Annotated in this window: 25 protein-coding genes; 15 read left to right on the top strand and 10 right to left on the bottom strand. The window is 33.8% G+C overall.

Annotated elements, in window-relative coordinates; all coding sequences use genetic code 11:
• The first annotated feature begins 4 nt into the window (after positions 1–4).
• The 14 genes from BSF41_RS05195 (at position 5) to BSF41_RS05130 (ending at position 11,417) form a co-directional block, all read left to right on the top strand.
• Entirely contained in the window at positions 5–910 is a 906-nt protein-coding gene (locus tag BSF41_RS05195) for a LysR family transcriptional regulator (RefSeq protein WP_095928451.1), read from the top strand.
• A 67-nt stretch (positions 911–977) separates the two neighbouring features.
• Positions 978–1,334, top strand: coding sequence for a PKD domain-containing protein (locus BSF41_RS05190; RefSeq protein ID WP_095928450.1), 357 nt, complete (start codon positions 978–980; stop codon positions 1,332–1,334).
• Between the two features lie 107 nt (positions 1,335–1,441).
• The gene (locus tag BSF41_RS05185) at positions 1,442–2,134 is read left to right on the top strand and encodes an NUDIX domain-containing protein (protein ID WP_095928449.1); all 693 of its coding nucleotides are present in this window, start codon (positions 1,442–1,444) and stop codon (positions 2,132–2,134) included.
• Positions 2,135–2,208: 74 nt separating this feature from the next.
• Positions 2,209–3,042: a ribose-phosphate diphosphokinase gene (gene prs / locus BSF41_RS05180; protein ID WP_095928448.1), complete on the top strand. Its 834-nt coding sequence runs from the start codon at positions 2,209–2,211 to the stop codon at positions 3,040–3,042.
• A 17-nt stretch (positions 3,043–3,059) separates the two neighbouring features.
• On the top strand, positions 3,060–3,899 hold the full coding sequence (locus BSF41_RS05175; protein ID WP_095928447.1) for an ADP-ribosylglycohydrolase family protein: 840 nt from the start codon (positions 3,060–3,062) through the stop codon (positions 3,897–3,899).
• 147 nt (positions 3,900–4,046) lie between these two features.
• On the top strand, positions 4,047–4,382 hold the full coding sequence (locus BSF41_RS05170; protein WP_095928446.1) for a hypothetical protein: 336 nt from the start codon (positions 4,047–4,049) through the stop codon (positions 4,380–4,382).
• A 2-nt stretch (positions 4,383–4,384) separates the two neighbouring features.
• Positions 4,385–5,254: a hypothetical protein gene (locus tag BSF41_RS05165; protein ID WP_095928445.1), complete on the top strand. Its 870-nt coding sequence runs from the start codon at positions 4,385–4,387 to the stop codon at positions 5,252–5,254.
• Between the two features lie 165 nt (positions 5,255–5,419).
• Positions 5,420–6,502 carry an adenylosuccinate synthetase gene (locus tag BSF41_RS05160; protein ID WP_095928444.1) on the top strand — a complete coding sequence of 361 codons (1,083 nt, stop codon included), beginning with the start codon at positions 5,420–5,422 and terminating at the stop codon, positions 6,500–6,502.
• 10 nt (positions 6,503–6,512) lie between these two features.
• Positions 6,513–7,040 carry an NADAR family protein gene (locus BSF41_RS05155; protein WP_095928518.1) on the top strand — a complete coding sequence of 176 codons (528 nt, stop codon included), beginning with the start codon at positions 6,513–6,515 and terminating at the stop codon, positions 7,038–7,040.
• Positions 7,041–7,088: 48 nt separating this feature from the next.
• Complete coding sequence (locus BSF41_RS05150; RefSeq protein ID WP_095928443.1) at positions 7,089–7,637, top strand: RNA 2'-phosphotransferase; 549 nt, start codon at positions 7,089–7,091, stop codon at positions 7,635–7,637.
• A 66-nt stretch (positions 7,638–7,703) separates the two neighbouring features.
• A complete protein-coding gene (locus tag BSF41_RS05145; RefSeq protein WP_095928442.1) occupies positions 7,704–8,264 on the top strand; it encodes a 2OG-Fe(II) oxygenase in 561 nt (186 codons plus the stop codon).
• A 3-nt stretch (positions 8,265–8,267) separates the two neighbouring features.
• Complete coding sequence (locus BSF41_RS05140) at positions 8,268–8,999, top strand: metallophosphoesterase family protein (protein WP_095928441.1); 732 nt, start codon at positions 8,268–8,270, stop codon at positions 8,997–8,999.
• Between the two features lies 1 nt (position 9,000).
• A complete protein-coding gene (locus tag BSF41_RS05135) occupies positions 9,001–9,936 on the top strand; it encodes an ADP-ribosylglycohydrolase family protein (protein ID WP_095928440.1) in 936 nt (311 codons plus the stop codon).
• Between the two features lie 11 nt (positions 9,937–9,947).
• Positions 9,948–11,417 carry a nicotinate phosphoribosyltransferase gene (locus BSF41_RS05130; protein WP_095928439.1) on the top strand — a complete coding sequence of 490 codons (1,470 nt, stop codon included), beginning with the start codon at positions 9,948–9,950 and terminating at the stop codon, positions 11,415–11,417.
• Positions 11,418–11,609: 192 nt separating this feature from the next.
• Here the strand turns inward: BSF41_RS05130 and nadD are convergent, their stop codons facing one another.
• From nadD to BSF41_RS05100, 6 genes are all read right to left on the bottom strand, one after another.
• On the bottom strand, positions 11,610–12,191 hold the full coding sequence (gene nadD / locus BSF41_RS05125) for a nicotinate (nicotinamide) nucleotide adenylyltransferase (RefSeq protein WP_095928438.1): 582 nt from the start codon (positions 12,189–12,191) through the stop codon (positions 11,610–11,612).
• Positions 12,192–12,223: 32 nt separating this feature from the next.
• Positions 12,224–12,583: a four helix bundle protein gene (locus BSF41_RS05120; RefSeq protein WP_253251758.1), complete on the bottom strand. Its 360-nt coding sequence runs from the start codon at positions 12,581–12,583 to the stop codon at positions 12,224–12,226.
• A 39-nt stretch (positions 12,584–12,622) separates the two neighbouring features.
• Complete coding sequence (gene gmk / locus BSF41_RS05115; RefSeq protein ID WP_095928436.1) at positions 12,623–13,198, bottom strand: guanylate kinase; 576 nt, start codon at positions 13,196–13,198, stop codon at positions 12,623–12,625.
• 26 nt (positions 13,199–13,224) lie between these two features.
• Positions 13,225–13,821, bottom strand: coding sequence for a hypothetical protein (locus BSF41_RS05110; RefSeq protein WP_095928435.1), 597 nt, complete (start codon positions 13,819–13,821; stop codon positions 13,225–13,227).
• Positions 13,822–13,823: 2 nt separating this feature from the next.
• Positions 13,824–14,684, bottom strand: a complete 861-nt coding sequence (locus BSF41_RS05105) for a YicC/YloC family endoribonuclease (protein WP_095928434.1) — start codon at positions 14,682–14,684, stop codon at positions 13,824–13,826.
• A gap of 95 nt (positions 14,685–14,779) precedes the next feature.
• Positions 14,780–15,127, bottom strand: coding sequence for an arsenate reductase family protein (locus tag BSF41_RS05100; RefSeq protein ID WP_095928433.1), 348 nt, complete (start codon positions 15,125–15,127; stop codon positions 14,780–14,782).
• Positions 15,128–15,207: 80 nt separating this feature from the next.
• Between BSF41_RS05100 and BSF41_RS05095 the strand changes: the two genes are divergently transcribed.
• Positions 15,208–15,663, top strand: coding sequence for a DinB family protein (locus BSF41_RS05095; protein WP_095928517.1), 456 nt, complete (start codon positions 15,208–15,210; stop codon positions 15,661–15,663).
• A 29-nt stretch (positions 15,664–15,692) separates the two neighbouring features.
• Here the strand turns inward: BSF41_RS05095 and BSF41_RS05090 are convergent, their stop codons facing one another.
• The 4 genes from BSF41_RS05090 to pgi all read right to left on the bottom strand — a co-directional run bounded on the left by BSF41_RS05090 (position 15,693) and on the right by pgi (position 21,513).
• The gene (locus tag BSF41_RS05090) at positions 15,693–16,181 is read right to left on the bottom strand and encodes a septal ring lytic transglycosylase RlpA family protein (RefSeq protein WP_095928432.1); all 489 of its coding nucleotides are present in this window, start codon (positions 16,179–16,181) and stop codon (positions 15,693–15,695) included.
• Between the two features lie 91 nt (positions 16,182–16,272).
• On the bottom strand, positions 16,273–16,695 hold the full coding sequence (locus BSF41_RS05085; protein ID WP_095928431.1) for a hypothetical protein: 423 nt from the start codon (positions 16,693–16,695) through the stop codon (positions 16,273–16,275).
• A gap of 108 nt (positions 16,696–16,803) precedes the next feature.
• Entirely contained in the window at positions 16,804–19,548 is a 2,745-nt protein-coding gene (locus BSF41_RS05080) for a TonB-dependent receptor domain-containing protein (protein WP_095928430.1), read from the bottom strand.
• 321 nt (positions 19,549–19,869) lie between these two features.
• A complete protein-coding gene (pgi, locus tag BSF41_RS05075) occupies positions 19,870–21,513 on the bottom strand; it encodes a glucose-6-phosphate isomerase (protein WP_095928429.1) in 1,644 nt (547 codons plus the stop codon).
• Positions 21,514–21,536: the final 23 nt, after the last annotated feature.

Genomic DNA, 21,536 nt, shown 5'->3' with positions numbered 1-21,536 from the left:
TATCATGGTAAATCTAGAATGGTACAGAACTTTTAAAGCAGTTTACAAAAACGGTAATTTTTCAGTGGCTGCGAAGGAATTATTTATGAGTCAGCCTGCCGTTAGTCAGCAGATTTCAATGCTTGAAGCACATGTGGGGAATAAATTGTTTAATCGGAAATCGAAAGGAGTTGAACCAACCGAATATGCTAAGTTACTGAATAATTTGATTATAGACGCTCTTGACAGGCTTGAAAGTGTCGAAACTAGTTTCCGGGCTAAAGCAGAAGATGCTAATCGATTAATTTCTGTTGGAATCTCTAAACATCTTTTTGACTGTGTTGGTAATCTTTTAATTTCAAAGTTTGATTTAATCGATTTTACTTTTGCAGAAAACGACGAACTTTTTGCTTTAGTAGACGCTAAAAAACTTGACTTTGCCATTACAACAAAAAGATTTGACACTTTTGATACCACTTATGAAATTGTTGGAAAAATCAAACTGATTTTAGTTGCTCCAACAAGTTTGGATATAACAGAGTTCCGTCAGAAATTAAAATCAGATAATTTTACTGAGATAGAGCAATGGCTCAATGCCCAAAAATGGTACAGTCACGATGCTAGAATTCCGCATATAAAATTATTCTGGTTGCATGCTTTCAATAAAAAGAGACCGTCGATGGTTCCAAATTACATTATACCTTCAGAATCAGAAATGCTAAGGCTTTTGGCTAAAAATGAAGGAATCGCAGCAACTTGGAATTGTAATGCCAGAAATTATATTAAGGAGAATAAATTGCAGTTAGTTTGGAATAGCTTTCATGTTCCAGAAGAATTTGTGTATTTGTTGGTGCCAAAAAATAATAATGTAAAGTCATTTTTTGATATTATTGAGAAAGAATTAAAGCTGTTTTTTGGAAATCGATTGTGATTTCAATCCTGTGTTCGTGTGTTTTAAAAGTTTAATTTTGATAAGTAAACCACTAAAATTTTCAAAAATGAAAAAGATTGCAACAGTGTTAATCCTAACTGCAGCTGTACTTATAAGTAATTCGTGCAGTAAACATGACGACGAAGTGATAGTAGATTGTTTAGCGGAATCAATTTTTGTTAAAATACATAATTCAACTGATGCTACTAATCCGAAGTTGATGAATTACTCATCTGAGTATACAGGAACAGGAACTTTGGTTTCTGTAAAATGGACATTTGGTGACGGATCTACAGGAACTGGTACGGCGGTAACACATACTTATGCGGCTGCAGGTATATATGAAGCTAAGGCTGAAGTTACGGTTAAAAAAGATGATGCAGAATGTACTTCTATACCTAAAAGAACTGTTACAGTTAACTAAGAAAAGTTAAGAGATATTGATGAGAGTCAATTTTATAGTTTAATGCAAGAGCATAGATTATAAAGTTGACTCTCATTCGTTATATTTGTTTGATATGATTTATGAATATGGAAAAGTTACAAAATATTAGAATTGCGGTTGATGCGATTGTTTTTGGTTATAAAAACAATGGTTTATATGTTTTATTAATTGAACAAAAGTTTGGTTCTTCAGATAAATATTGGGCACTACCAGGTGGTTTAGTGCAGAACGACGAATCTTTGAGCGATGCCGTTATTCGTGAATTGCATGAAGAAACCAATGTGCAATTAACGTTTATGGAACAGTTGTACACTTTTGGCGATGATATTTACAGAGATTCTAGAAACCGTGTTATTTCGGTGGCTTATTACGCTTTGGTTGATGCTTCCAACTTAGAAATTAAAGCAGATACAGATGCAGAAAGAGTACAATGGTTTAAAATTGATGAAATTCCGTCTTTGGCTTTCGATCATAATTTGATTTTAAAGAAAGGAATAGAAAGATTAAAAGCCAAACTAACTTACGAACCAATTGGTTTCGATTTACTTCCGGAGGAATTCTTATTCTCAGACCTCGAAAATCTTTATTGCACGATTTTAGAAAAAGAAATAGATCGCCGAAACTTCAGAAAAAAAATACTGAGCTATGGTTTTTTAGAAGAAACCGATAATTTTTCTCCAATAAGAAGCGGAAGACCAGCAAAATTATTTAAGTTCAATAAGTTTAAATACAATGAGTTAATTGATAAAGGCTTTCACTTCGAAATAAAGTTTGCGTAATTTTTACACAAAATAAATTGTTTATTTAAAATTAAATTCTACATTTGCGTATAATTAACGCAAACTAAAAAACTATGATACTAAATCTCGACCCAAAATTCGCTCCATTTCAAAATCAGGAAGAAATCAAATTTCAAAGTTTTACTTTCTCAGGAGGAGAACCACACATCAAAATCGCTCCAGATTTTGATCCAAATAGAAAAGTTACCATTACACACCGATTGAATTCATTCAACGATTTAGGTTTGTTGTGTGTTACAGTTGATGCGCTAAGAAGAATGGATGTTAAAATCATTGATCTTTTTATTCCGTATTTCCCAGCTGCGAGACAAGATCGTGTTATGATTCCTGGCGAGCCATTATCTGTAAAAGTATACGCCGATATTATTAATGCAATGCAATTGAACAAAGTTTTTGTTTTTGATGCGCATTCAGAAGTAACTCCAGCTTTGTTGAATAATAGTACCGTAATTCCGAATTACACTTTTATTAAAGAAGTTTTGAATAGAATTGGCGAAAACGTAAAACTGATTTCTCCAGACGGTGGCGCTTTGAAAAAAATCTACAAAGTATCTGAATTTTTAGGTGGTGTTGAGGTTGTAGAATGCAGTAAAAGCCGCGATGTAAAAACGGGGAAATTATCTGGTTTTAAAGTTTACAATGAGGATTTGCAAGGAATGGATTGCTTAATTGTAGATGATATCTGCGACGGAGGAGGGACTTTTGTAGGATTAGCCGAAGAACTAAAAAAGAAAAACGCAGGAAAACTGTACTTAGCAGTAAGCCACGGAATTTTCAATAAAGGTTTTGAAGTTTTAAACTGCTTTGATGGCATTTTTACAACCAATTCTTTTAAAGATTTTGAAGGCGAAAGCGTTCAAGTGATTGGATTAGATCAATTAATTTAACTTTTGAATCGTAAAAAATGATACTAGAAGCAGCAATAGGAGACGCTTACGGAGCAGGATTTGAATTTCAGGAGTTAGATTATATCATTAAAAATAATCATTTAACGCAATATCATAAACATGGTCTGTATACAGAAATCTATAAAAGATATACTGACGATACACAAATGGCCATTGCAATAACAGAACTTTTATTGGAAGATGACAATTGGAATGAAGTTAAAGTTGCCGATAAGTTTGTTGAAGTTTTTCATAGAGATAAAAGAAGAGGCTATTCAGATAGAGTTTATAACGCATTAGACGCTAGTAAAAACGGAACTGATTTTCTAAAAATTATCGATAATAGAAGCAGCGGAAATGGATCGGCCATGCGAGCTTACTCAATTGGACTTATAAAAGATGTTAATCAGTTATTGGATTTTTGTGAAATTCAAGCGAAAACATCTCATTTTACTGCAGAAGGAATTAGCTGTGCTAAAAGAATAGCTTTAGCAGTCCATTTTTACAAATATAAATTGGGAGACAAAAGCTCTTTGATAGATTTTGTAAATGATACTTTAAAAGAAAAAGAAGTATACAAAGTAACATCGCCAATTGACATGCACGGGTATTTTACAACTCAAGCTGTTATCAAAATGGTATCTGAAGCAGATTCTATGCAGGATTGTTTAAAAAGAGGAATCGATTATGGTGGAGATACAGATACCGTTGCAGCTTTGTGCATGGCGATTTTGAGTCAGAAAGAGAATTGCGAAAAAACACTGCCAAAGTTTTTATATGATGAATTAGAAAACGGCACATACGGAAAAGATTTTCTAATCAGTTTAGATCTTAAATTGAAAGAAAAGTTTCATTGAGATTAGAAGTTTCACGTTTCAAGTTGTTGTTGCGAGTGTGAAGCATGAAAAAAAAAATACTATTAACTTTTTCAAGTTTAAAACCAAATTTCAGGCCCAGCATACAACCTGAAACTTTAAACCTGAAGTAAAAACAACCAAAATATTATGAGCGACGATTTAAAACCAAGATTTATTGAATCTTTAAAAAGAAACAATGATCAGATAAGAGAAGACAGAGCCAAAGTAATTGGTGAGGATTCAGAATTAATATACAGAAGAAGAGTCGAAGATATCGAATTAAAAATCAAAAGACTCGAAAGAGAACAAGAAGGACTGATCGATATTAGTCCATTGGATAAAAACAGTTTGACTTTTGCCGATTTTCAGCCAGAAGCCTTTGTTCAGAAAGACATGGAGCTTTCGTTGACGATTAGAAATTTAAACATCCAGTTTGAGGTTACAAAAAAGAGATTTGAATATTTATTTGGTAAAAAATATTAGTCATGGGAGGTACAAGATATGATTTCGGTGCTCGTGAAGACAGAGCAAAAAAAGTAGGTTATGCTAGTAAATCAGCTAGCGAGATTTTTACACAGAATGCATTACGAATGGCTCATGAATCGATGAACCCAAACGGAGTGATTTTTAGAGAAGCAAGAGATTCAGATGTGCATCCCAATACAGTTCCGATTATTTTAGGATTGGACGTTACAGGAAGTATGGGACATATTCCACATGAATTGATAAAAGAAGGACTTCCGAAATTAATGGGAGGAATTATTCAGGGTGGCGTTCCAGATCCAGCGCTTTTATTCTTAGGAATTGGCGATCACGAATGCGACAGATATCCGCTTCAAGTTGGACAGTTTGAATCTGGCGATGAAGAATTGGACATGTGGTTAACAAGAACCTACATTGAAGGTGGAGGCGGAGGAAATGCTGGTGAAAGTTATCTTTTAGCATGGTATTTTGCAGCTTTTCACACCAAAACCGATGCTTTTGAAAAAAGAGGGCAAAAAGGATTGTTGTTTACTGTTGGTGATGAGCCAGGTTTAAAAACACTTCCAGCTTCAGCAATTAAAGAAATTATGGGTCAGGGACAACACACTTATACGCATCTTGAATTACTAGCAGAAGCGCAAAAAAAATACGATGTCTATCACATTAGTGTATTGCATTCAGGACAAGCCATCAATGCCGATGTAGAATGGAAAGAATTACTGGGGCAAAACTGTTTGTCTATAGAAGATCACAGAGAAATTCCAAACGTAATTAAAAAGATCATCTGCGATAAACATAAAAGTTCTGGCTTAGGAACGATACCCGTTTCTGATGCAAGTGATAGCAGTTTGGATGCTATAGAAATGCTTTAAATATTTTAAACACATAGAATCATAGATTTCTTTTTTTGAATTTGAGAGATTGAAAAAAGAAACTAGTTTCTAACACATAGCAACTATGTGAATTGAAATAAGTGAAACGCCTTTTAAAGTTTCCAAAAATCTATGTCTCTATGTGTTTAAATCAATAACAACAAAATGAAAACAGCGAAAATAGTTATAGGTTTAGGATTTGGCGATGAAGGAAAAGGCATAACCACAGATTTTCTGGCGAAACAAAATCCTGAATCAATAGTTATTCGGTTTTCGGGAGGACAGCAGGCCGCTCATACCGTCATGATTGGCAATAGAAAACACGTGCATTCGAGTTTTGCAAGTGGAGCACTTCGCGGTCTTCCGTCTTATTACAGCGAACACTGTACGATTCATCCACTTTTTTTATACAACGAAAGAGAAGAATTGAAAGAAAAAGAGGCTAATCTGGATTTGTACATTCATCCTTTAGCAAAAGTCACCACTCCGTTTGATGTCTGGCACAACAGAGGAAATGCTAGGAATATTGACCACGGAACTTGCGGAAAAGGCATTGGTTCAACCATGAAAAGAAATGAAGGGCCGTATAAATTATTTGCTATAGATTTGATTGCACCTCGAGAAATGCTTTTAGAAAAACTAAACCAAATCGCCTATTACTATGGTTTTTTAAACGAAAGCGAAATCGACGAAGAAGTCAATCAATATCTGGGAGCAATCGATAAATTAAAATGGAATATTGTTGATTATACGTTTCTTTCAAAATACGAAAATCTCATTTTTGAAGGCAGTCAAGGAATTCTGCTTGATATGGATCACGGTGTTTTTCCGAATGTAACCTATGCCAATACCACTTCAAAAAATGCAATTGAAATTTGTAATAAACTAAAGATTGAAGATGTAGCCATTTATTACGTAACCCGAAGTTATTCAACCCGCCACGGACACGGCTGGATGGCTAATGAAGGAGAAATTAAATTAAAAAATAACGAAGAAGAAACTTGTGTTTTTAACGAATACCAAAAACATTTACGTTTTGGAAAGTTGAATTACGAACTTCTGAATTATGCTCTAAAACTCGATGCCGCTTACAGCCCAATGGCAAAACGAAATTTGGTTGTAACCTGTATGGATCAGTTGGAGCAGGATTATGAGTTTGAAAGTCTCACAATAACGTTCAATGAAATTTATGGATCATTTTCACCCGATTCAAAAGATTTTAAAAACATTACTTCTTTGTTTCAATAAAATAGAAAAAATGAAATATAATATAGATACCATAGCTCCAGAAAGTAAGTTTGTATTTTTCTGGGGTCATCAACCGAGTAAAGACGGAAAAATTCTCAAAACCTGTTTCAGCCAATGGTGGTTGAGTTCTTTTAAAGTAGATAAAGTAACTTATAAAACTGCAGAACATTGGATGATGGCCAAGAAAGCAGAATTATTTAACGATCAAGAAATTTTAGAAAAAATCCTTGAAGCTGATTCTCCTGCCGAAGCTAAAAAGTTGGGTAGAGAAGTTAAAAATTATGTAGATACGATTTGGCTAGAAAATCGATACGAAATTGTAAAACAAGGAAACTTTCACAAATTCAGCCAAAATGTCGATTTGAAAACGTTCTTACTAAATACGAAAGAACGCGTTATAGTAGAAGCAAGTCCAGTTGATCCAATTTGGGGAATCGGAATGGCAGAAGATCACAAAGATGTCCTAAAACCAGAAGCTTGGAAAGGATTGAATCTTTTAGGTTTTGCTTTGATGGAAGTTAGGGATGAATTAAAATAATTAGAAATTATAAAAAAAAAGATGTTCCGTAGGAACATATCATAGGTAATGAATGAAAATATAGCAAAAAGCGTCAGCAAGTTTTTAAGTCTGGTGCTTAGACATTCGCCAGAAAAAATCGGATTAAAATTAGATGAAAACGGTTGGGCAGATGTTGAAGAATTAATTACAAAATGTAATAAAAAAGGACAACGCATGGACGCAGAACTTTTAGATTACGTTGTAGAAAATAACGATAAAAAACGTTTTGCTTACAATGAAGATAAAACCAAAATTCGTGCAAGTCAGGGGCATTCAATTTCGGTTGAATTAGATCTGGCAGAAACAGAACCTTTGGAATATTTGTACCACGGAACGGTTGGGAAGTTTATGGAAAACATTCGTGCAGAAGGTTTGAAAAAAATGAGTCGTCAACACGTACATTTAAGCAAAGACAAAGAAACGGCAACAAAAGTAGGAAGCCGAAGAGGAGTGCCACAAATTTTAACCGTTAGAAGCGGCGCGATGCATCGAGACGGATTCAAATTTTATTTATCCGAAAATAATGTTTGGTTGACCGATGAGGTTCCGGCGAAGTACATTGAGTTTGCATCATAATATAAAGATTGCTTTAGAGATCAGACTTTTCAAGAAACAATTTTAGTAATTCCTAAATACATAATCATGCTGAATATTATTAATGAAGAAAAGGAAATTTACACGATCGATAATTTTCTTACTGTTGAGGAGTGTAATGAGCTAATAGAGAGAAGCGAACAAATTGGCTTTGAAGAAGCTGAAGTAAATGTTGATGGCGCACAAAAAATGATGAAAATGGTACGCAATAACGAGCGTATCATGTATCAGGATGATGAATATGCCTCTTTGTTATGGCAGAAACTGGAACCATATGTTAGACCAGAAGTAGGAAACAGTACAGCTATTGGATTAAATGAAATGTTTAGGTTTTATAAGTATAATCCAAGTCAGCGTTTTAAAATGCATATCGACGGAAGTTATAAACGCAATGAATCTGAATCTAGCTATTATACATTTCTTATTTATCTGAATGATGGTTATGAAGGTGGAGAAACAAAATTTGCTTCGGGTGAAATTATTGAACCCAAAACAGGATCAGCTCTTATTTTTGAACATAAACAGCGTCATGAAGGAGCATCTTTGATTTCGGGAATAAAATATGTTTTAAGAAGTGATATTATGTATAAAAGTAAAGACAGTATTTAATTAATGAAAAGAACACTAGTTTTTGGAGATATTCACGGAGGATTAAACGCTTTGTTTCAATTACTGGAAAGAGTCTCGATATCTGAAAATGACAGATTGATTTTTTTAGGAGATTATGTAGATGGCTGGAGTGAATCGGCACAGGTTATTGATTTTCTGATGGATTTATCCAAAAAGCACGAATGTATTTTTATAAAAGGAAATCACGATGCTTGGTGTCAAGAATGGTTAATGAACGATGTTATAAATGATATCTGGTTTCTTCATGGAGGAAAATCGACAATAGAAAGTTATCAGAATTTTGGTCTTTCAGAAAAGCAGCAACATCAGGAATTCTTTAATCAGATGAAAGATTATTTCATAGATGAAAACAACAATCTTTTCATTCACGCTGGATTCTCGTCTATGCATGGACCAGAGAAAGAACATTACCAAACCAATTTTTCTTGGGACAGAACATTATGGGAAATGGCACTGACAATGGACAATCGAATCAAAAAAGATTCGATTTTATATCCAAAAAGATTATTGCTTTTTAATGAAATCTACATAGGCCATACGCCAACCCTTCATTACAATGTAGAAATCCCAATGCAAGGTTGTAATGTTTGGAATATTGATACAGGAGCAGGTTTTTATGGAAAACTTTCCTGTATTGATATAGAATCAAAAGAATTTTGGCAGAGTGATGTCGTACAAACCTTGTATCCTAACGAGAAAGGAAGAAATAAATAAAATGAAAAATACAATAGAATCTGGTTTATTTGGCCTGGCTGTTGGCGATGCTCTGGGAGTTCCGGTTGAATTTCAATCTCGAGCTTATTTAAAACAAAATCCAGTTACAGAAATGTTTGGTTTTGGAACACATCATCAGCCAATTGGAACTTGGAGTGATGACAGTTCACTAGCTTTTTGTTTGGCGGAGAGTTTATGTTCGGACTATGATTTGAATGATATTGCAAGAAACTTTGTGAAATGGTATAGTGCAGAATTGTGGACACCACACAGACAAGTTTTTGATATTGGAATAGCAACCAGAAATGCAATTTTAAATATTGCAAAAGGACATCAGCCCGATTTATGCGGAGGATTTTCTGAAAGCGATAACGGAAATGGTTCCTTAATGCGTATTTTGCCATTGGCTTTTTATCTTCAAAAAGAAAACAATATTGAAGTTATTTATCAAAAAGTAAAAGAAGTTTCATCAATAACACACGCGCATTTTAGATCTGTATTTTCTTGTTTTATTTACATGGTTTATTGTTTGGAAATTTTAAAAGATAAAGATAAATTCGAAGCTTATAAAAATACCCAACTTGTTCTTTCTAAATTTCTGGAAGATAAAAGTTTTAATCCTGTTGAAATCGGATTATTTGATAGAATTTTGAAAAATGATATTTCAAAATACAATGAAAACGAAATTCATTCTTCGGGTTATGTGCTTCATAGTTTAGAAGCGAGCATCTGGTGTTTTCTAAATTCGAATTCTTATGAAGAAACTGTTTTAAAAGCAGTCAATTTGGGACAAGATACCGATACAACTGGTGCAATTGCAGGAGGATTGGCAGGAATTTATTATGGAATCGAGAATATTCCGCAAAAATGGATTGAGAATTTAGTAAGAACAAACGATATAAAAGAGTTAGCACAACACTTATCAAATAAAATATAAATAACTTATATATGAACCCACTACTATTAACTGACGGTTACAAAGTTGACCACAGAAGACAATACCCAGACGGAACCACAATCGTATATTCTAACTGGACACCAAGAAAATCAAGAATTGAAACAGTTGATGAGGTAATCTTTTTTGGATTGCAATATTTCATTAAAAAATATATCATTCATGACTTCGAAGAGGATTTCTTCAAAAAGCCAAAAGAAGAAGTGATTAAAAAATATTCTCGCAGAATCAATAATTATTTAGGCGAAAATTTAGTTGGAACTAAACATATAGAAGATTTACACGATTTAGGATATATTCCGATGGTATTCAAAGCTTTGCCAGAAGGCGCAAGCGTTCCGCTAAGAGTTCCAATGTTTACGATGTATAATACGATTCCAGAATTTTTCTGGTTGACGAATTATTTCGAAACCTTACTTTCTGCAGTAGTTTGGTTGCCTTGTAACTCAGCTACCATTGCAAAAGAATACAGAAAAGTATTAGACAAATATGCAGCAGAAACGTCTTCTGTTCCAGAATTTGTAGATTGGCAGGCGCATGATTTCTCAATGAGAGGAATGGGCGGAATAGAAGCTGCTCTAACTTCTGCAGCTGGACATTTATTGAGTTTTACAGGATCTGACACGATTCCAGCAATTGATTTCTTAGAAGAATATTACAATGCCAATTCAGATCAAGAATTGGTTGCAGGTTCAGTAGCAGCAACAGAACATTCTGTTATGTGTATGGGAACAACAGAAGGCGAGTACGAGACATTCAAAAGATTAATTACAGAAGTTTATCCAAAAGGAATTGTTTCTATCGTTTCAGATACTTGGGATTTATGGAAAGTTTTAACGGATTATCTTCCAAGATTAAAAGAAGAAATCGTTTCAAGAGAAGGTAAAGTCGTAATTCGTCCTGACAGCGGTGATCCGGTTGATATTATCTGCGGAAATCCGAACGGAAAAACAGAACAAGAGAAAAAAGGCGTTATCGAATTGCTTTGGGATGTTTTTGGAGGAACTACAAATGCTAAAGGATTCAAAGAATTGGTTTCGCAAATCGGAGCTATTTACGGAGATAGTATTACGGTAGCAAGAGCGACTCAAATCTGCGAAAGATTAAAAGAAAAAGGATTTGCTTCTACAAATGTTGTTCTTGGAATTGGTTCTTTCACGTATCAATATAATACCAGAGATACATTCGGATTTGCGATGAAAGCAACTTACGGAGAAGTAAACGGAGAAGGAAGAGCGATCTTCAAAGATCCAATTACAGATGACGGTACTAAAAAATCGGCTAAAGGATTAATGAAAATCGATTTAATCGATGGCAAGTATCATTTAACAGATAATGTTTCTTGGGAAGAAGAAAAACAAGGTGAATTGAAAGAAGTTTTTAGAGATGGAAAACTTTTGGTTGATCAATCGCTGAGTGAAATCAGAACGAGAGTAAAAAGTGAAGTGAGTATCGAAGCTTAATTATAAATAGAAAGCCTGAATTTTAAATTCAGGCTTTTTTGTGATTTGAATTTTTTACGTTCTGTTTGTCAATTTCGACGAAGGAGAAATCTTCGCAAGTAGCTCCATACAGCAAATCGCCAATCTTTGTAGAGTTTCTAACGAAGATTTCTCCTTCGTCGAAATGACAATATTGTGGTATAATTTGTTTGTCTACTTCTTATAAAAATTATTATGATCAATATATTCCCAAACCTTTGGAGGCAATAAAGGCTGAATGTTTTTACCTTCTTTAATACTGTTTCGAATAAAAGTCGAAGAAATCTCTACAATTGGCGCATCAATAACATGAATTTTTGGATGCGATTTTAACTCAACATTTTCAGGTTCATCAGAAATTCTTGGGTAGACATAAATATCATGATTTTCCAGTATCACTTCATAGTTTCTCCATTTATGAAGCGTTTTCAGATTGTCTTCGCCCATAATTAAGGAAAACTCATGGGTTGGATATTTCTCTTGTAAATGAGCGAGCGTGATAACAGTATAACTCGGCTGAGGTAATTTAAACTCAATATCAGACGGTTTTATCTTTGTATAATCTTCTGTAGCCAGAAAAACCATTTGCAGACGCTGTTGGTCGTCTAATAAAGTCGATTTCTTTTTTAACGGATTGTGAGGTGTGACAACCATCCAAATCTGATCTAAATCTGCAAACTCGGCCATGTGATTCGCAATGATTAAATGACCAACATGTATAGGGTTGTATGTTCCGAAGTAAAGACCTATTTTCATAGTTGTAGTAACTAGTGCTTAGTAAAGAGTGATTAGTCTTTGAGTGTTTTTGAAAAGGCATTAATCATTTTTGATTCTTCCTCAATTTGATTTAAAATTTCTGCATAAAGACTTTGATTGGTTATAAAACCAAGGTCATTAGCAATTAATAATTGAGTTTCGATTTCAAACAAAGAACCTCTCGATATGTTTAAAAAATGACTAAAAGATTTATCAGTATTCCGGCCATAACCTTCTGCTATATTTGAAGGAATTGAAACGGAAGCTCTTTTTAACTGACTTGTTAAAGCGTATAATTCTTCTTGAGGAAATGATTTTACTAACTGATAAATTAAAGAAACTATTTTAACTCCTTTTTGCCAAACCAATAAATCTTTGTAGGACTTGATCATACTTATTTTTTAAGCTAATGACTAATTGCTATTCACTAATCACTTTTTAGAAATGAAATCTTTTACCAGTTGATGTGCTTCTTCAAGAGCAACTGATAAATCATAGTTTTTGATAATCACGTCGAACTGAGGCGCTGTTGCCAATTCTACAGAAGCTTTTGCGATACGCATATTGATTTTGTCTTCGCTTTCTGTAGAACGTTGTTTTAATCGACGTTTTAATTCGTCAACACTTGGAGGTTTAACAAAAACAGCCAAAGTTTCTTCTGGAAATTTGTGTTTAATACGAAGGCCACCAACCACGTCAATATCAAAAATGACATTTTTTCCTAAAGCCCAGATTCTTTCAATTTCCGATTTTAAAGTTCCGTAGAAGTTATCGCGGTACACTTCTTCCCATTCTAAGAAGTCTTCAGCTTTAATGTGCTTTTTGAATTCTTCCAACGAAATAAAATAATAATCCTTTCCGTGTACTTCTTCACCTCGTGGTGGACGCGATGCCGCCGAAATCGAAAATTCAAGATTTAAATCTTCTTGACCTAATAAATGTTTTACGATAGTTGTCTTTCCAGATCCAGACGGTGCCGAAAAAACAATTAATTTTCCTTTGTTCATTGTGTGTTTATGTGTGATCTGTCATTTTAGAAATCTAATTCTTTTTTTAAGACAGATAGTAATTCATTGTATGAAATTAATTCATCGACAGTTGGATAATCTTTTAAGTATATTTCTGGATTATCAAAGAAAAAACTGTTTTTACTCTTTCCGTTCCTAATATATACTTTATACCCAATTCCGTCTAAAGCAATTTTTTTGCGAGTTTTAATTTCAAATTCTCCTTTATAGGATGTAATTTCAGGCTTTCCAAATTTATATCTGATGTCTTCCATATTTGGAAGAAATTCAACATTTGTAATTAGTATCTTAAGCCAAATTAAATCTGCATTTACTGGTTTTAGCTTTCCACTGCTTTCCTTTGGAAAACTTGATTGGTCAATTTTGGTTACGCTTTTGAAATCTTTTTGATACCAAAATTTCTGAACTATCCACCCATCCGCTTTATCATTGAACATTCTAAAAAAAACAATTCTATTTCCAATAGAATAATCTTCGTAAATACGTATTTCTTGTTGATATTCTAAATTATCTGGTATTTCTAAAACCTTATTTACTTCAGATACTTCTTGACCAAAACATTTGAGAATTATGAAAAAGAAAAAGATTAAATAAGATCTCATATTTAGAGAACATTCAATACCTGCTCTTTAATCTTCTCCAATTCATCTTTCATCATCACGACCAATTTCTGCATTTGAGCATGATTAGATTTTGATCCCATTGTGTTGATTTCACGTCCCATTTCCTGAGTGATAAAACCAAGTTTTCGTCCATTAGCTTCAGTTCCATTAAGGGTTTCTATAAAGTAATCCAAATGATTGCCTAAACGAACTTTTTCTTCGGTAATATCCAGTTTCTCTAAATAATAGATTAATTCCTGTTCAAAACGGTTTTCGTCAACATTAACCTGCAATTCTGAAATTGCAGTCTGCAAACGATCTTTAATTGCTTGTACGCGTTCTGGGTCAAGTGCCAAGGTATCATTCATGAATTGGCGAATGTTTCCAATTCTTAAATTGAATTCTTTTTCAAGAGATTCACCTTCGTCTTTACGGAAGTTTAAAATGTTTTGAAGTGCCTCATCAATAATAACCTGAATCTGCTCCCAGTCATTCTCATCAATTTCTTCGCGTTCTGTCTTTAATGTGTCAGGCATACGAACAGCCATTTTCATTAATTCAGTTTCATCAGCATTTGGATTTACTTCTTTTAACTGCGCAATATAATTTTTTACGACAGGTACATTTACTTTAGTTGAAGTTTGTTCTGCAGTACTTTCTACATAGATTGCAAAATCAATTTTTCCTCTTTCCAACTTAGTCGAAATAAGAGTTCGTAATCCAAGTTCCATCTCACGGTAAACCGATGGCATTCTTACATTTAAATCTAAACCTTTAGAGTTTAGAGATTTTACTTCAACGGTGATTTTTTTTGTAGGCAATTGCAAAGAAGCTTTGCCAAACCCTGTCATAGATTGTATCATATAATTGAGTATAAAGGCGCAAAGATAAATAAAAGTTTGATGTGTTACGTTGTAAATTGTGAATCAGTTTTATAGATCAAAATTTGCGGTTATTCTTACGTTAGTGCATTTATAACTTCGGCTACATTTTTTTGGCTGTTGCCGATGTAAATTTTTCCGTCAATAATAAAAACCGGACGGCTTAAGAAAGTATAATGCTCTAAAATATATTTTTTAAAATCGGCTTCAGTTAAAGATTTTTCTTTTAATCCCATTGACTTGTACAATTGAGCCTTTTTGCTAAATAACGCTTCATAACTTCCAGAAAGTTTATACATTTCTTCCAGTTGTTCTTCTGTAATTGGATCTTGTCTAATGTCTTGAAAAACTAGATTGTTTTCTGGAAGACTTTTAATGATTTTGCGACAAGTATCGCAGGATGCTAAGTAATATATTTTGTTCATTATTTTATGAATTTGTTAGAATACAAAGAAAATCCATTTGAAGCTTAAAAATGATTAATTTTAGAAAAAAAAATAAAATTATGAGTTCAGTTTTTGATGTACAGAAGACTATTAGAGAAATTCTCTTGAAAATCTTAGACAGTCATTCGTTAGAGCAATTAAACAAAGTTCCAGATGGTTTTAGCAACAATATTATTTGGAATATAGGTCATTGTATTTCGTCGCAGCAGGTTTTGGTTTATAAATTATCGGGCCTTCCGACAATGGTTTCTGAAGAGTTCATTAACAAATACAGAAAAGGAACCAAACCAGAAGGGGATGTTTCTCAAGCTGAAGTTGATGAGATTCGAACATTGCTTTCTACAACATTAGAAAAAACAAAAAATGATTTTGAGAGCGGACTTTTTGTTGATTACCACGAATATACTACTAGTATCGGTTTCACGCTTCGTCATGTTCAAGGAGCCTTGGATTTTAATAATTACCACGAAGGGCTTCATAGTGGAGTCGCAATGGCATTAAGAAAATTGGTTTAAAAAAAGTCCCGCTTTAAGCGGGACTTTTTTTATTCAATTATGGTTTCAATGGTAACCTTCATAGCTCCGGCACCTTTGTGTTTTGTAATGTCCATAAAAGCTCTTTTAGACAAATCGATTTCACGAGTCTTTACAAAAGGTCCGCGATCTGTAATTTTTACAATAACGAATTTTCCATTGGCTTCATTGGTTACTTTAACTCTTGTTCCAAAAGGAAGTTTTTTGTGAGCTGCAGTATAGCTGTTGTTGTTAAATCTACTTCCATTAGCGGTTCTTTTTCCATTAAAACGATCTGCGTAGTAGGAGGCGTGAGCGTTTTTCTTGTATGGTCTTAGTTTTAAACCTTTGTCAGTAAAAACAGAATCCGGCAACGGAATAATAACTGGTTTTACATTTTTAACAGTGTCTTGAATAATTTTAGGTTCTGTTGTAGGTTTGGTCTGGCTTATGACATACGTAAAGCCGCTAATTAAGGTTAAAGCGATTGTGGCGAATAAAATGTTCTTTTTATTTCTCATGGGTTATTCTTTTTCAGACTTGGGGGGAGTTTGTACAAATAATATGCCGAGATAAAAAAAGCCCTGATTAAGGGCTTTTAATTGGTATTTTTTAGAACCAAAGGTTCCATGGAATTCTACTTAAAATAAGCAATAATCCTAATCCGTAAAAAATAGCAAAGGTTTTAAATTTAGCTTCGCTATTGATTAATTTTTTATGTTTAGACCATCCGATAGTAATCAAGATGATAGCAATAATATTAATTAGAGGATGTTCTAATGATGTTAATCTTAGTTCTGCATTAGACATTTGACCTAATACAGCAAAGCCTCTCGCAGAAACAAAATATAAGATTAAACCAATCAATAATTGAGTGTGTGTGCCAATTAAAGCAAATAAAGCGATTTTACGATCCTTACCAGTAAATTCTTTTTTTGAAGTTACTCCGATGATAGCGTTAACAACTGCAATTACTAAAAGAAGCAATGCTAAGTACGCCCAGCCAGAGTGAAATTTTTGTAGAAAATTATACATAAACTGTGTTTTTTGTTCAAAAACAAATATAACAAAAAAGGCTATAAAAAAACGGCATTAAACTTAAAAGTCAATGCCGTTTTTATTATTTATTTAGATTCTAAATTCTTAGAAATCGTAACGTAATGCGAAGTTCCAAGTTCTACCGAAACCAAAGTATACTTGGTTTGTAGTAGCAATACCTTTGTAAGTTGTAACAGTAGGAACATCAGCAGCAAATATATTTGTTTTTGCTTCAGCAATGTAAGTGTAATCAAAAAGGTTGTTTACATTTAATCTGAAACCTACTGAGTTGCTTTTGTTTTTACCAACTAACAATTTGTATGATAAACCAGCATCAGCAGTACCATAAGATGGTAATTGTAATGCACCTCTGTTATCTTCTTTAGTAAAGTTTCCTGCAGAAATCTGAGCATACAATTTATCAATATAGTTGTAATTTGCATCAACAGTAAAACGAGGCAAGATTTCGTAAGTTGCTCCTAAAGCAGCAGTTGTTTGAGCAGCATCTCCAACTCTTACACCATCAAGGAATAATGTTGAACCAGTTCCAATAGGATTGTTGGCTGAATCGTAACGGTTACTTGTACTTGTTCCTTCATATTGCCAATCTCCAAGAGATAACATTGCAGTAAGAGTAAGTTTGTCAAGTACTTTTGCAGTACCATCAATCTCGATACCTGAGTGGATTTCTGTGATTCCAGCGAAATCAAAGTAACCACCTGGGTTGTCTGCAGCATTATCAGTTTGTCTTTGGTATCTGTCTTTCCAAGAAGTACGGTATAAGTTTACGTTTGCAGTATATTTACTTGAACGGAAACCGTATCCAGCTTCAACAGCAAAGATTTTTTCGTTTGTTAAGTTACCAGCTACAATAGAACTGTTGTTTGGATAAACTGCATTAAAAAATGGCTGTTTTGAGTAGTATCCAGAGTTAACAAAAACGTTATGGTGCTCGTTGATGTTGTAGTTTACACCACCTTTTACGTTACCACCTAAGATATTTTCGTAATCTGTACTAGCTAACTCGCTTCCAGCTGGATATTTAAAATAATCCACTCTTTTGAATCCTTGTTGAGAAAGGGCACCTTGAACGAATGCAGTGAATTTATCTGAAGTATACTCTAATTGAGTAAAACCACCATACCATCTTACGTCACCATCATTGTTGAAGTTGATTTTTTCTTCTTTGTCAGTATCTTTAAATACATTCCAAGAAGCGTAAGTAGAATAAGTTCCGTATAAAACTCTATTTGGGTTGTTTACATCCAAATTGTCAATGTATGCATCTGCACCTAATCTATTGTTTACGTTTTGGTAGTGAAGACCTTTGTATCCTCTTACGTCAACTCCAAGATCCCATGTTAAGTTGTCTGTGAATTTTTTGTTGAAGTTAACAATCGCACCATACCAGTTGTGAGAGTTAACAGATGAAATCTGAGAGATACCAGATGTAGAGGTTGTTAAACTTCCCGTAGAAGAACTGTTTTGGAATTCTCCACTTGTACCGTTAGTTGTACGAGTGTAATTAGTGCCATTGATGCTTACTGTTTGTCCTGAGTTGTAAGCAACAATTTTATCATAATCAACTAAGCCGTTTGCAGTTCTGAATGCGTTATTAGCATAGTTAAAGCCTCTAATACCACCTGCTCCTCTAGATCCTCCTCCACGTCCGAAAGAAGCGTAAGCAACAGCAGATAATTTAGATGTTTCATTAATTTGGAAATCATAGTTTAATGAAGTAACAGGTTTGTGGTAGTAGTTTCTTACCATGTTGAAAGCCTGACCATCTTTGTATCCCCAATCAGAGTTATATCTAATGTTTGGATCAGATACTGAACCATATTGTTGATACTGTGCTATAGTGATGAATGTAGATCTTTGATCGTGCCATTGTGGAGCACCAGTAACTGTAAATTGGAAATCGTGCTTGTTGTTTTTTGTAGTATAACCAAGAGCTACATAGTAGTTATCTCCGTTAAATTGAGTTCCATCTACATATCCGTCACCTTGAGTGTGGCTGTATAATACAGAAGCAGAGAATCCGCTATCTAATTTTCCTGTGTTGTAAGCAACGTTAGATTTGAAGAAATTATCGTTACCAAAAGAAGTACCAACTGTACCACCTTGTTTTAAATCTGAAGCTTTAGTTACGTAGTTCATAGTACCTCCAACAGAAGCAATAGCTAATTTAGAAGAACCTAAACCTCTTTGTACTTGAATGAAAGAAGTAACGTCAGATAAACCTGCCCAGTTACTCCAGTAAACAGCACCATTTTCCATGTCGTTAACTGGCATACCGTTAACCATTACCGCAACGTTGTTTTGGCTAAATCCACGAATTGTGATTCTAGAATCTCCAAATCCACCACCAGATTTAGTTACATAAACAGATGGAGTGCTTTTTAACATTTCAGGAAGTTCTTGGTTTCCTAGTTTTGCCTGAATTTCAGAAGCTTTAATTGTTGATACTGCAACAGGAGTTTTTCTGTCTTTTGCAATATCTACTGTGCTACTTTTAACTACAATCTCGCTCAATTCGTTTGAGTTAGAAACCAAAGTGATAGTTCCTAAGTTTGTAGTTGCGCCGTTAGACACATTAAATTTCACAGTTTGGTTGTCATAACCTAAGAAAGAGATAACAATCTCTCCTGTGCTTGATGTTGAAGTAAGAGTAAATTTACCATCAAAATCTGTTGAAGTTGCTGTAGTAGATCCTTTGATCACTACATTTGCTCCTGGTAATCCACCTGTTCCGTCGGTAATTTTACCAGTAACTTTTCCTTGAGAAAATACGGTTGAAACTATCATAAAGAATAGTCCGGTCAGTAACCAATTTTTCATTTTCTTCATTTTGTTATTGAGTTTATTGTTTTTGGCAAAATTATAACAAATAACTCAGATAATGTTATCGAAATGTTAAGAAAAACAAGTTTTGCTTTTTGTGCTGCGCATTAAAATGAATTTTTCTCTTTTTATTAGAAAAAATATTGATTTATTGAATTTATGCAATGCTTTTTTGTTAAAACTGTAATTATTTCCATAGTCAAGCAATGTTAAAAATGTAAATTAGCGGATTTTTCTGTCTTTTGTCGGAATTTTATACAAAAAACGTCCTAATTTTACTAGTAATTAGGACGTTTCAAAAGTTATAGAATATTTAAGACAATGTTTCTATTTGTTTTTTAAGAAATGATTTAACAAAAATGAAGTCGAACTGTCGTGATTTTTAACAGTCTTAGAATTGATCTCATCTAAGATTGAGTTTGCTAATTGCTTACCTAATTCAACTCCCCATTGATCAAAACTAAAAATATTCCAGATCACACCTTGAACAAATATCTTGTGCTCATATAATGCGATTAAAGATCCTAAGCTTTTTGGAGTAAGTTTTTGAATTAAAATTGTATTAGTTGGTTTGTTTCCTGTGAAAACTTTAAACGGTAATAAGTATGAAGCTTTTTCAGCAGCAAGTCCTTGTTTGTCAAATTCTGCTTGAACTTGATCTGGAGTTTTACCATTCATTAAAGCTTCTGTTTGAGCAAAGAAGTTAGACATCAATTTATCGTGGTGATCTTCATTGCCATAAAGAGGTTTTACAAATCCGATAAAGTCTGTTGGAATTCTTTTTGTTCCTTGGTGAATTAATTGGAAAAAAGCGTGTTGAGAATTTGTTCCTGGCTCTCCCCAAATGATTGTTCCAGTTTGATAGTTAACAGGTTTTCCATCACGACCAACACTTTTTCCATTGCTTTCCATAAAAGCTTGCTGTAAATAAGGAGCAAGTTTGTGTAAATATTGTGTGTATGGAATCAAAGCTTCGCTTTCAGCACCATAAAAATTATTGTACCACACGCTTAATAAAGCCAAAATAACCGGAATGTTTTCGTCGAATTCTGCCGATTTGAAATGCTCGTCCATTTCATTTGCTCCAACTAACAATTGATTGTAGTTTTTAAAACCAATTGCTAAAGCGATGCTCAAACCAACTGCGCTCCAAAGAGAAAATCTTCCTCCAACCCAATCCCACATTGGAAAAACGTTGTCAGGATTAATTCCGAATTCTGTTACATTTTTAATGTTTGTAGAAACCGCTGCAAAGTGTTTCGCAATATCTTCCTGAGTAGCCGATTTTAAAAACCATTCTTTAATAGTTTCTGAATTCGAAAGCGTTTCTTGCGTTGTAAATGTTTTAGAAACAATCACGAAAAGTGTCGTTTCAGGATTTAGTTTTTTGATAACTTCATTTACGTGGTCACCGTCAACATTTGAAACGAAATGTGTGTTTAGGTGATTTTTATAAAATTGTAAAGCTTCAACCGCCATTACTGGACCAAGGTCTGAACCACCAATACCAATATTTACAACATCAGTAAAAGCTTTTCCTGTATATCCTTTTCTTTGCCCAGAGATTACTTCTTCTGTAAAGTTTTTGATTTTATTTTTTACTTCGTAAACTTCTGGAATTACATTTTCTCCGTCAACCTTAATAACTGCTGATTCTGGAGCACGTAATGCCGTATGTAAAACAGCACGATTTTCTGTCTGATTGATTAATTCTCCTCCAAAATATTGTGCGATCGCATCTTTCAGTCCGATTGAGTTTGCCAACTCTAACAAAAGAGAAACAGTTTCCTGACTAATATTGTTCTTTGAGTAATCTACTAAAAAATCATTCCATTGTAAATTGAATTTTTCAGCACGGGCACTATCTTGTTGAAACAATTCTTGTATTGTGGTTTCGTGAATTGCGTTATAGTGGTTTTGTAGATTTTTCCACGCTTCAGTCCCAGTTGGGTTTGTTGTGTTTAAAGCCATTTTATCTATAATTGAGTTTGTTT

It is taken from the genome of Flavobacterium sp. ACN2, from assembly GCF_002303885.1.
Classification (GTDB): Bacteria; Bacteroidota; Bacteroidia; order Flavobacteriales; family Flavobacteriaceae; genus Flavobacterium.
This window is presented reverse-complemented; position numbering and strand designations above follow the sequence as displayed.